At 57.0% G+C, this 11,947-nt stretch carries 9 protein-coding genes; 1 reads left to right on the plus strand and 8 read right to left on the minus strand.

Annotation, left to right across the window (positions count from 1 at the left end; all coding sequences use genetic code 11):
• Positions 1 to 333: 333 nt before the first annotated feature.
• From BDK88_RS19115 to BDK88_RS19135, 6 genes are all read right to left on the minus strand, one after another.
• Positions 334 to 606: a hypothetical protein gene (locus tag BDK88_RS19115; RefSeq protein WP_130501754.1), complete on the minus strand. Its 273-nt coding sequence runs from the start codon at positions 604 to 606 to the stop codon at positions 334 to 336.
• 341 nt (positions 607 to 947) lie between these two features.
• Positions 948 to 1,826 carry a 6-carboxyhexanoate--CoA ligase gene (locus BDK88_RS19120; protein ID WP_165397008.1) on the minus strand — a complete coding sequence of 293 codons (879 nt, stop codon included), beginning with the start codon at positions 1,824 to 1,826 and terminating at the stop codon, positions 948 to 950.
• Positions 1,823 to 2,047 carry a hypothetical protein gene (locus BDK88_RS19125; RefSeq protein WP_394342682.1) on the minus strand — a complete coding sequence of 75 codons (225 nt, stop codon included), beginning with the start codon at positions 2,045 to 2,047 and terminating at the stop codon, positions 1,823 to 1,825. The genes BDK88_RS19120 and BDK88_RS19125 overlap by 4 nt, the downstream gene beginning before the upstream one ends.
• Positions 2,048 to 2,801: 754 nt before the next feature.
• The gene (locus BDK88_RS21405; RefSeq protein ID WP_165397009.1) at positions 2,802 to 2,963 is read right to left on the minus strand and encodes a hypothetical protein; all 162 of its coding nucleotides are present in this window, start codon (positions 2,961 to 2,963) and stop codon (positions 2,802 to 2,804) included.
• A gap of 139 nt (positions 2,964 to 3,102) precedes the next feature.
• Positions 3,103 to 5,940: a UvrD-helicase domain-containing protein gene (locus BDK88_RS19130; RefSeq protein WP_130501756.1), complete on the minus strand. Its 2,838-nt coding sequence runs from the start codon at positions 5,938 to 5,940 to the stop codon at positions 3,103 to 3,105.
• A complete protein-coding gene (locus tag BDK88_RS19135; protein WP_130501757.1) occupies positions 5,937 to 8,564 on the minus strand; it encodes a PD-(D/E)XK nuclease family protein in 2,628 nt (875 codons plus the stop codon). Before BDK88_RS19135 ends, BDK88_RS19130 begins: the two co-directional genes overlap by 4 nt.
• Before the next feature lie 243 nt (positions 8,565 to 8,807).
• On the opposite strand from BDK88_RS19135, the gene BDK88_RS19140 reads away from it, so the two are divergent.
• Complete coding sequence (locus tag BDK88_RS19140; RefSeq protein WP_130501758.1) at positions 8,808 to 9,554, plus strand: proteasome assembly chaperone family protein; 747 nt, start codon at positions 8,808 to 8,810, stop codon at positions 9,552 to 9,554.
• A 40-nt stretch (positions 9,555 to 9,594) separates the two neighbouring features.
• On the opposite strand, the gene BDK88_RS19145 is transcribed toward BDK88_RS19140, so the two are convergent.
• Both BDK88_RS19145 and BDK88_RS19150 read right to left on the minus strand, forming a co-directional pair.
• Positions 9,595 to 10,494 (minus strand): hypothetical protein, encoded by a 900-nt coding sequence (locus BDK88_RS19145; RefSeq protein ID WP_130501759.1) that lies wholly within the window; start codon positions 10,492 to 10,494, stop codon positions 9,595 to 9,597.
• A 155-nt stretch (positions 10,495 to 10,649) separates the two neighbouring features.
• Entirely contained in the window at positions 10,650 to 11,768 is a 1,119-nt protein-coding gene (locus BDK88_RS19150) for an AI-2E family transporter (protein WP_242611733.1), read from the minus strand.
• Positions 11,769 to 11,947 lie beyond the last annotated feature (179 nt).

Here is an 11,947-nt window from a genome sequence, read left to right on the forward strand (position 1 = left end):
ACAGCTATCGATGGCGGCACGACGTTCGTGGTCTTCGCAATTGCTTCGTGTACGTGCAGTCACGAACGGGCGTCTCGGTTGTGATCAATGGCGAGCCAGTCGACACGAGCGATCGGGGGCTCATTCGCGGAGCTTGTCCAGCAGGTCGTCGATGAAGGATTCGAGTCCGTGTTCAAAGCGTAGGGGGTGAGGGTCTAGCAGAACGCAGCCATGCTTCCGGATAATTCCGGTAATGGAGTGGCGAGATGTCGAACTGACTCGAGTTGAGTGCAGTGGCTCGATATCGGTATCGTATGCTGATAGCTCTCTACAGGTCTGCGCTTCGGAGAGCCGTCAACACTGCTCTTCTGGCGATGTAACCCGAAGTTCGTCTTCGACTTCGTAGAAGTAGCCTCGTTCGAGGAGGCGCGTCAGTGCGTGCTCGACGTCCCGTTGCTCGAGTGCCAACTCTGCATCGGAACTCAGTATAGTGACGGCGTCGTCGTAATCGATCAGCGGAACACTGTCTTCGCCGATATCTGGCTGACAAGCCTGCGTACACAGCCGATCGTAGCACTCGAGAATCCACTCCGGAAGTGGTGGTCGTGGATCTGTAATGCCAGCCATTGCAGTTCTGTATGGTGATTTTGGTGGGCAGCCGCTTAAACTTTCGTCCAAGGTAAATTCGCTAGTGATCCGAATTTGCCTGCCCCGTTGATTGTGGCAAGCCAGTCAACTTCCCCGCCCTCAAGATGTCGCCGAATGCGGCGAGTAGGCGGGTGAGTTCGCCGCGACCCTCGCCGCTGCCTTCGCCTGCGATATCATCCACGCTACGGACTAACCGTTCATCCCCTGAGTCTGCCAGACATTCCGAACTGTGTCAATTCAATGAGAACAGCTATAGTAACAACTGAAACGATTTACACACCGATCGCACAGCCGTCGTGCAATTGGGTGTGCAGTGACGTTCAGTGGCTACTATCGGTGAATCCACCGCCTCCGAAGAGCGCATCGGAGTTGACTTTCCTGCCACCGGATACCCCGTCGACGAGTATCGGCTGGGCCTCCAGACAGTCGATGACTTCGTCGACAGGCTCGTCCGGAGCGACAAAGATTGCCCGTCCGCCTTCCGTCGCGCTCTCCGGTTTCAATGCGGGGAACCGGTAGTATGCATCTGGGGTGGCCACGTAGCCCGCGTCGTAGTCGGGATCGTCCGACCAGCAGAGCTCGGCCCGCGTCCCCGGCGCGTGAGCGATGGCAGTTGCGAGCACTACTGCCTCCCGGACTGTCTCTGCAGACGTGACCCCGTGCTCCGTGATCAGAGCCTTGAGCGCGTCCCGACATGCGTCGCTCGTGCCGATGTGGGTCGCCCGCACCCCTCTCGCTGGCTTTGGATCGAGACGCGAGCCGTCGGTAGCGTCGATCAATGCCGCCCCGCGTCTGGCGGTATCGCCCTCGATGACGTCGAATCCACAGGTTTGTATGTCGTCCGCAACGCCAGCACGCGCGAGGAGTTCCTGCGCCACTCGACGACCTTCGTCAGCATCGGCAACGTCGACTGTGACGACGGGGAGTGCCTCGACGCGACGGAGCGGACGCGATAGCCGTTCGACAGTCACCGTCACGTCGTCCGGATCGCCTCGTGGATGTTTGAGCGCACGTTCGACCATCGACTCCGCGACTGACGCGACCACGTCTTCCGTGTCACCGGAACCGTCGTGAACGACGATCGTCTCGGCACCTGAAACGTGCTCGTCACCAGCGCTCGCTCGCATCCGTACGTTGAAGGCATCCGCTTCTCGGTTATGTCCTCCGCCGACGATGCCGTCGCTTGAGGTTCCGTTCACGCTGCTTCCCCCGCACACTCGCATGGCGGAAGGACCGCCGTCGAACGGTGACCCCGCATTTCTCGAACGACATCGGCCGTCCCGTTACCGAAGTGGGCACGCACCGCATCCGTAATCGGCCGGGCTAGCATTGCTAGGGCGTCTCGCCTGTCGGGACGTTCCTTGTCCATCACGCGTTCGACCGCTCCGTCGATCGTCCGATTACCAGTCTCGTAAACCATAACTTCACTCGTGGTTTACGGAGTTGAAAATAGTTGTGGTGACCGCGCATGCAGGTTGATCGTTGCGGGCGGCATGATATTCAGCGAGTACTTCGCTGATGAGCAGGTCTCTTGCGACGTGATGTCCAGCACTACCGTCGGTGGCCGCAGTTTCGGAAAAAGAATCAGAGCTACTCGTCCTCGAGCCCCTAATCCAATGCCTCGAGCCCCCCGTCGGCGACGATCAGTTCCTCGTACTCGTCGGAGTCGAAGGCACCCATAGCCGGGCGGCGAGCAGCCACGGCAGTGTGCGGTTCACGATTCGGGCATATGCGACAGTTTGGACTCGAAGATAGCGATAGTCAGTTCAGCGAGAAGCGAAAGCGGGAACGTTGGTGGAAGTCCTGTCTAACCGGTTGGTTCCCGCCCGCCATTCGAGGATGATCATGGACTGATAGATCAGTGTTTGGGAGTGTATCAATACGTGATGTGGCTATAGGCTGGCATCTAGCATCACATTTCATAAGGTGAATTTTATATCCATTACTTCGAGAAAATTGGGGCATTGGGTAGTCAGTTTGACTAGAATCTCGAACAGTGCTGGTTCAGCGACCTTCTTGGGCCAGCGTTTTCCGAACACAACCTGTATCAGCAGCCTCAGAAACGTCAGTATTAGAATATCGTTTTCACCGAGACGGCTGCCCAACACGACCAGCTGTTGGCGTTTCTGAACGAGAGTGATCTCAGCCACGACCAGCTTGCCACGCGTCTCGAATCACTCAGTACCGACAGGACTTGCGACCAACTCCTCGAGGGCGGGGCTATCCGCAGCTGCATATTCGACAACGAACCAGTCAGAACTGTTGAACACGCCGTTGCCGTGAAGGAGCGCTGCAGCGGGCACCGATTGTGCGCGGATGACCAAGGAGGTGTACATAATACCTCCCGGCTCAAACTCCTCGGTCCCCCTCATTCGTCGCTTCAAGGCCCACAAGTAGGCGTCCCAAACACCCAGGTGCAGAAAAACTGACTCATCACGTTTGACCAGAGCCAGCTTTCGAGGCGTTTCCTCGTTGCTACGCTCGAATTTCGAGAAGCTCTGTGAGATCTTCCTTCGAGAGCGGTTCAATCTCGACCCGGCTGTCCCTCGCCGAATAATAAATCGAGGCGCTCACGTCTCGACCCTCGAACCACGCATCGAGTGCATGATAGTACACGCTGAGCTGCGTTCGATATTCTGACTCTGCGTGATGTCCCTGATCTGTCTTGTAATCGATGATCTCCGCTCGGTCGGATGTCACATTGACGAGGTCGACAACCCCGGAGATCGTCACCTGATCACCATCGCTCTCGAGTGGTAGATACACCTGTTCTTCGGCTCTGAGGGTCCCTTCGAGCGAATCGAGAAGTCCCTTGATATTCCGTTCATCGTCGTTTCGAGGGACAACGTCGTCTCCGAGGGCGTACTGTTCTGCGAACGTATGGACTGCCGAGCCAAACTCCTGCCCTCTTCCCTCGTCTACATTTTTGTAGACCTCGTCGCCCATTAGCGAGTGAGGCGAGTACCCATCGGGACCGTTCGGCTGTGGGATCGACACGGTGAGTTGTGACTGGACAGTGTCTTCGATACGCTCAGTATCAACTGCTGGCTTGAGTGGGGTGATGTCGACAGGCAGCTCCTCGAGGAACGTATTCGGATCGTCACCAGCCGAAAACAGCAGATGGTCTTTCGCCCGCGTCATCGCGACGTAGAGCAACCTGCGTTCTTCGTCGGCTTCCGTTGGCTGACACCGTCTCAGGACGTCGGTCCGCCAATTGTCATAGATGTGTGGATCGCCGTGGGCTTCGGCATAGCACTTGCGCTGGCGGACCCCTGTGAGTTCGGAGTACGTGATCGTTCCATCTCGTCCGCCAGCAGGTGGGAACTTCCCGCTGTTCATGTTCCCGAGGATCACGATCGGGTGCTCGAGTCCCTTGACCGAGTGGATCGTCTGGACGGTGATCGCGTTGGTCCCTGCTGCAGCGTGGACCTCCTCGGTGTGTCCCGATTCGATCCCCTGTTCGATGAAGCGGATCAGATCACCGAGCGTCATCGTCGTCGCGTTGTGGACCGACTGAACCGTGGTGAGGATGACGTCTGCTGTCGGACCGTCGTATCCGTAGCGATCGAATATCCGTCGTGCAATGGCGTTCATGGTCTCGAGTGCTGCGAGCTCTGTCCGGAACGCCGCCATATTCTCGGGATAGGCCTCGTGCTCGAGGATGTGATCGATCTCGTCGAGCGTGTAGCCAGCACGCTCGAGGACGACTGCCCAGCCCCTGTCCGCGTTGGTCTCGAGGATACGCAGCCAGGCAAGCAGGAGTTTGGCCTGATCGGTTCGGAAGAGTTCGATGCCACCCTCGTATGCCATCGGAAGGTCGTACTCCTCGGCGACAGATAGCAAGTCTCGGCCGAAGTCTCGCGTTCGCGTTAACACTGCGATGTCGCCATACTCAGGAGTGCGAAGCTCACCATCGTCCTCGACTGCGTAGGCGTCGTTCCCGACGATCTCCTGAATCTTCGTTAGGATCGCCTCGTGTTCATCGTTGTGCTGGATGGCTTCGATCCGTGAGTGTTCATATTCGGTGTTCGATGACAGTGAGACAACCTGCTCGAGTATCGACTCTCGATCGATTGATTCGCGGCTACTGGCTGGGGTCACGAGAGCGTGTTCCGAGAAATCGAGGATCTCCTGGGTCGACCGGTAGTTATCCTCGAGTTCGATTCTGGTTATCGGCTCGACCGGGAACGAAACGCGTTCGGCGTCATCGTTCAGGTCGGTCGTGAATCGCTCGAGACGGGCGTCGAATTCGGTGATGTTCTCGATCGCGGCATACTGGAACGAGTAGATGCTCTGCTTCCAGTCGCCAACGACGCAGATATTGTCCGTTCCAGCGAGTAGCAGTGAGAGTTTGAACTGGATCTCGCTCGAGTCCTGAAACTCGTCGATCATCACGTACTCGAACGCAAGCGACTCGCGAAGGTCGTCGTCCTCACAGAGGAGAACGAACGCGAAGAGCTGAAGGAACGAGAAGTTCAGGTAGTTCCGGCGGAGCGCGAACTCGAGGTACTCGATATAGATATCGTGGATGAATTCGATGAGGTGCTCGCGGTCGTCATCGAAGGCGCGTTCGGCAACCTCGTCGGGAACCGTCTTTGTGCCACGTGGGCCACGCAATTCTGACCGATCGGGGGCATCCGGAAGGTAGCACTTGTTCTTGCCGTATCGGCCGAGTTTCGAGCGCAGTTTTGACTGTTTGCTGCCCCCATTTCGAGGCTGATTCAGTTCGTCGAAGACGTCTTCGAACGCGTCGAAGTCGCCCTCGAGATGGCTCTTGCTGTCACGATACCAGCCGTCGGCAGTCGGGAAGACGCCTTTGGCTGCGAGATTGTTGATGAGATCCAGCAGCTCTGTCGGCTCCGAGAGACTCCGGAACAGGTCGTCGTATTCCGAATGGTCGTCGCTGAACTGGTCGATGAACTCCCCGAAGTACTCACGCTCGATCGTCTCGTTCTCGAGGACCTGCGTTGAGCCAGTGATCACATCGTCGATCCCTAAATGCGTGGGCGCATGGAAGCCGTGTTGCTCGAGGATATCGTTACAGAGACTGTGGAAGGTCTGGATCGGCGCGTCCATCAGCGCCCGCATATCGTAGTCGCAGTTGGCGACGATGCGGTCTTTCATCTCCGTCGCTGCGTTGCGGGTGAAGGTGATCAACAGGACGTCATCTGGCTCCACGTCGTCCTGGGAGACGATATTCGCGTAGCGACGAGTGACTGTGAACGTCTTGCCGGTCCCAGCGCCGGCATCGACGAGATACAGCCCCTCTGTGCTCTCGATAAGTTCACGCTGTTTCGGATTCGGTGCCGTCATCGGGTCACCTCCGTCTCGTCGGCTGTTTCATCGGTCGCGCGCTCTGTTGTCAGAATCATATCGCGGTTGTCCACGTATCGGTAGTTTGGCTCACCTGCTCGTCCCTCGACGGGGAACCGGGACTCGCCGCGGCGATATCGGTTTAGTTCCGCGAGCTGATCGTCGATGAACCGCTCGAATTCGTCGAGATCCTCGACGAAGTAGCCCTCTTTGCGATAGCCACACAGGTGCCTGAATGCCTGCATACAGCCCTTTGTGACGTACTTGTAATCGCCGACGGCTTCGATCATCCGCTCGAGAAGTGCGTTGCCGAACGGTGAATCGGCCATCTCATCTGCATCCCGCGTTCTGGGAGGCTGGTGTGCGTCGAACGCTGCCTGATAGTCCTCGTAACTTGTCTTCGAGAACGTCTTGTTGCAATCGTTCGGTGCCTCTTCGCGGAGCTCGTCAAAGACGGCTCGCGACTGAACGAATTCGTCGAACGGGATTGGACGGTACGTGACCGTCGTCAGGCAGTCGTCGAGCGTGCCCTCGCCTGTGACGACGTCGTCGAGCGTCTCGAGGAAGTGAAAGAAGGTGAACTCGAGTTGTTCGTCTGGCTGCTGGCTCCGGTAGTAGGTGAGATAGAGCAACGCCTGGAAGTTCGGGCGATCGCTCGGTGGCTCAATTGCTGCGCGTTTGATTACCTGCGACGGTGATTTCTTGCTGCCACTTTTGAAGTCGACCAGCTGTGTCGGCGACTGTACGAGGTCGATCTTCCCGTTGATCCCACGCTCGGCGTCCTCGAACCATCGTTCGGTCGCTGGGGAGTCGACCGGTCGGTCGAAATATGTCGCGAAGACGTTGTCACTGCTACTCGTCGGCGTGAGGAAATCAGTATCCGACGGCGCATTCCTCTCGAGGTAGTCGACGATCGTCTCGAGACCGACACGGTACGTCGTTCGTCGGGTGGCCAGATCGACGTCACGGTGGAACGCCCGTGTCTCCTCGATCATGACGTCGACGACCGCCTCGATGACAGTGTCATCGACGAACTCGGGATGGTTGACGACGAACTCCGCGAAGTCGTGGAAGAGGTTCCCCTCGACGAAGTGATCCTTGTCTGGGTTGTCGACGAGCCGTCCAAAGAAGTAGTCCCGAGGGCAGTTCGCGTACGAATTGAGACTCGACTGGCTGAGTGCCGTCTCTGGCTCGGTCTCGACGTCGACCGGCTCTTTGTCGAATCCTGCGCCCGTCGACCGAAACGTCCGTGCGTAGCGAATCGATTCGAAATCGCTGAATTGTTCGAACTCGACCTCGAGGAGGTCCTCGAAGTACAGACACGGCGTTACGGGTGTCCCACCGGCAGTGTCCTGGACGAGATAGTACTGGTCGACACCACTCTGGAGCAGCGACTGAAACTGATCGATATTCCGCTCGAATTCCTCGTCGTGATCGACCCATGGTCGCTCTGGCGACGTGTGCGTCCAGCTTTCGTCAAGGCCGAGGTAGAAGACGACTGGCCGATCGACAAACGACGCTGATTTCGCATCGGCCAGCAGGACGCCCTCGTTTTCTCGGTCGATCGGGACGTCGTAGGTCTCGAGATAGAAGGTGAGTCGATCAATGGTCTCTTCGGTGATCGGTTCGGTGAGGAGTCCGAGATGGTCGAGTTCCTCGCGAAACGTCTCGAGCGTACATTCGGCGCGGTTTTCGTAGACGGTTAGCGCATCGCCGATCGTGAGCGCTGCTGCCCGATCACAGAAGTCACGGAGCCATTCAAGTTCGGGATCGTCGACTTCGAAGAGCCGCTTCTCGTCGTGATCGATGTCGATGGTCATTCCGAGACGGGTTAGGAGCGGTTTCACACTCTTGAGGCGGGTATCGGATCCTGCAATCGTGCTCCGGAGAAGCTGGATGACGGCTCGATGATCCTGATCGTCGGTGAACGATGGACCGCCGTAGTATGGGATCGCTGTGGCTTCGAACGCGGACTCGATGAGTGGCGAATACTCACTGCTCGCGTCGAGTACGACTGCGATATCATCGGCATTCTCTGGGGTGACGGTATCGAGGACAGCATCAACGATTGCTGCCGGCGAGTCAAAGATTCGGATGGGAGGTAGCTCGAACGAGTCGTCACAGAAGCGGTCGACAGCGTCGTATTCTGCGGGAAGAATCGATCGCTCGAGATTCGTCAGTTGTTGTTCGCCGATGACGGCGACTGAGTTGTCCTCCTTGCGGTCGATCTGATAGTCAGTGAGCGTTCGCGATGTCGTTTCGAGTGATTTGATGCAGTCGACAACAGTCCGTGTTTCCGGTGTATCGAACACATCGTACTCGAGAATTGCATCGGGGCTGCCCTGATACTCCCAGCACTGGAGCACGTTCCCGATCGCATAGGACGCCTGTTTCCAGCTGAGATCGGTTTGGCTGATCACCTCGAGAAAGGCCAGCCTGTCTTCTGCAGTTTCTCGGCGTCTGGCAGCGAGTCGCCGTGGTGTGATCGCGAACGGGCCGAAATGAGGGTGCTCGAGGCGTCGGTTGAGTGCACTTGCTAACGGGGCGTCAGGGACAATGACGAGATCGTACTCGGATACCTCCTCATACAGCCGATCGATCGGTTTCGACCGCTTGATTGACACGATGCACAGATTCTAGTAGACGACAATAAGTCTGTATATCGTGCTAATCTAGCGATATGTGGGTTTTTCCAAGGCGTAATCTGAGCGATCGAATCCCGTTTTCGGGTGTAATGAACACCGCGTTTCAACGCTGTTCGGGACCAGCGCAGCGCAGACCCGCTTTTGATGATAGAGCACAGGAGACTCGAACGTGGCAGCGCCCCGTATGCATATGTGACGGGTCGGTGTAGTCCGACACGGATCATGCCAGAGACATCTAACGTGTCATTTCACCGGTCGGCCGAGCTCGATGCGGAGTCACCGACGCTGATCGAAGGGTTGCCGGGTCATGGGCTGGTTGCGTCGATTGCCGTCGATCAAATCACAGATCAGCTTGGACTCGAGGAGTATGGGTCGATTCGGTCGGATTCTTTTCCGCCTGTGGCATCGTTCACCGACGGAATGGTTCAGGATACAGTACGCGTCTATGGCGGAACTGATCCGGATATTATGACGCTGCAGAGTGATGTCCCAATCCCGGAAGACGCGTTCGCCGATCTGAGTCAGTGCGTTCTAGAGGAACTGGTCGACGACTTCAGCCGGGCGATCTTCCTTGCCGGTGCGCCGGCCCAGTCCGAGGAACAGCAAGGCGATGTCATCGGCGTCGCGACGACCGAGACGTTGAAGACGGACCTCGAGGACGCCGAGATCGAGCTCGCGGCGGATTCCGGTGCCGTCGGTGGTGTGACCGGTGCACTCATCAATGCCTGTTATCAGGCGGACGTTCCGGCAGCATTGCTGCTTGTCCGCGCGGATCCGCGTCTCCCGGATCCAGCCGCGGCACAGTCCGTGATCGAGACGGCGCTTGAACCACTCGTCGAGTTTGATATTGACACTACTGAACTCCGCGAGCAGGCGGAGGAGATTCAGCGCCAGAAACAACAGGTCGCACAGCAGTTACAACAGACACAGGAGCAACAGGAAGAACCCGTCCGAGGGATGTTCCGGTAGTGAAAAAATCAAGTATGATCGGCTACTGTCGCAGTGTTCATTACTCACACGTTTTAGCGATCGATTGCTGGATGTGAGTGCGTAGTACACTGGTTGCAAGCGATCCAGTGACGTGCCCTTTTCCCAGAACCGAAAGATCGCTTCCCTCGTATGCAGTTCGTTGGGTCTCGAACTCGATTATCCGATCGTAGCGAGCGAGCAGGGGATCACAATCGTCTGCAGTAACGTCGGTAAAGGCCTCCTCGAAGTCGAGCATCGTTCGCAATACTGCTGGGTTCGCTCGTGCAGCTTCGGCTGTCACTTTCCGATAGATCGACGATACGAACATTTCACCGAGGCGTGCGCCGGCGAACACCGGAATGTACCGATCGACACTCCCATAGTAAGCGCGATGGAGATTGACAGCCCAGCCGCCAAGGCTGATACCCGCAGCGAGGATATCAGGACAGCGTGTCTCTCGTATCTGACGGACCAGTGCCTCGATGAGCGCAGCCGACGTGGCGAGCATCCCGATGAAGTTTTCGAGGTCGCCCATCGCCCGTATGTACTCCCTGTTCGAGCGGTCGTGAAACGGTGCTCGGAGCGCAATCAGGTTGACGTTTCGGTCAGCGTTCGTCCCGAAGATGCGGTGAAACGAGTTCGAACTGAATCGCCCGAAGTCGAACGGCTGCTCGCCACTTCCGTGATGATACAGCAGGGTCGGTGCGTCTTGTCCTCGCCACTGGGAGACGAGATACGCTGCTTGGAACTCTCCGACAGGAGTAGATGCAGAGACTTCTTGTACGCTGCCAGTCCGAATTCCTTCGGTATCGATCACGGTACCACTGACGACGTCACCGATCGGAGCACCCGAGACGGACCGCGAAAAGAACTTGGAATTCCGCAGCAGCATCCGGGTTATCGAGATTGTCGCGACGTCGACAAATTCGTGTCTGTTCATCGGGCTCGAATTCCTACATCTCTGTGGCACCTGATAAGTTAATCCCCGCTACCGTTGGTGGTCAGAGCGGACGAAGGCCTGTCGTGTCGCTCCACAATACATCGTTCAGCAGACGACCTCTGTCGACTGTCGAGGGTCTAGCAGCTGTGAATTGTTCACTTAATCTTCTGCAGTACTTCGTCTGAACGAGCCTTGTCCACGCTCTCCGTGGCAAGTGACTCACTCGACTCACCCGTATGTGCTCGAGCGAACGAATCGAGGGTGAGCTTTGCGCCGCCAAGGACGACAGGACCGATAAAGAGCCCGATAGCCCCGAAGACGATGAGACCACCGAAGATACCGACGACGACAATGGCGGAATTGAATGCACTAGTGCGCCCGATCAGCGCAGGTCGAAGGTACGAATCCGAGAACGTGACGAGCAATCCGTACACGACCATGGCTGCGCTGGCGGCTGGTCTACCCATTGCAAGTAAATAGGCTGCTGCCGGAATCCAGATCCCGAACGCACCGACCAGCGGAAGCAGTGTCAGAACGAACGTCGCAACAGTGAGGAAAACGATGGCGGGAACACCTGCGATCGCGAGTCCAATTCCGAGCATCACCGACTGAATGGCCGCGACGGCGACGTTCCCGACGATCGAGGCCCACATGAGCTGATCCAAACCAGTTCGGAGTTCTGCCAATACCTCGTCGTCGATCGGTAACACCCACTGCAGCCATGCGACGAGTTGTTCTCCATCTCGCAATAGTGCAAAGAGGACGAACAGCGTGACGGTCAGGCCGATGAAGATTCTGGGCAGATCACCGACGACAGCAATGATCTCCCGCATAATCTCTTGGAGCGTGGACGCAATCCGGTGTTGATTTGCTTCATATAGTCCAACGAGATCGGCCTCATACCCGTTGCTCTCAAGATTGACCTCGATCGTCCCGAGGATTTCTTCGATCGCCTCACCGTCGGGTTGTCCCTGTCTGATCGCGCGGACAAGCCGGAACGACTGTCGAACCGCAGTCGTGACAATGTAGACGAGCGGGAGCAGTACGACGAGTACAGTTGTTACGACTACTACGATCGCTGCAACTGTCGGGCTGACGTATTGCTCGAGGCGGTGCTGTACAGGTACCATAATATACGCGAGTACGATTCCGAAGAGGACGTACTGCAGATACGGCAGGAGAACGAACAGTGCGAGGAGACTGCTTACCAGTGCGAGTATAGTTACGCCGAGCTGTGCGGTGACCCAGTTCGGCAAACGAGTACTATCTGCCACGTATGAATGTATACTCAAATATAAGATGAATCTGATGATACAAACCGCTGTTTGACCGGTGCGGGATGTGGACACCTGCCCATCCGTATCGCCGTTTGCTATCTTTAACCAGCGAGAGAATCCCGCCGTTCACAGTCGTTGCCGAACCAAGATATAGAACAAGCTGAAATCAATTGTTT

This window comes from Natrinema hispanicum (assembly GCF_004217335.1).
In the GTDB taxonomy this organism is placed as follows: Archaea; Halobacteriota; Halobacteria; order Halobacteriales; family Natrialbaceae; genus Natrinema; species Natrinema hispanicum.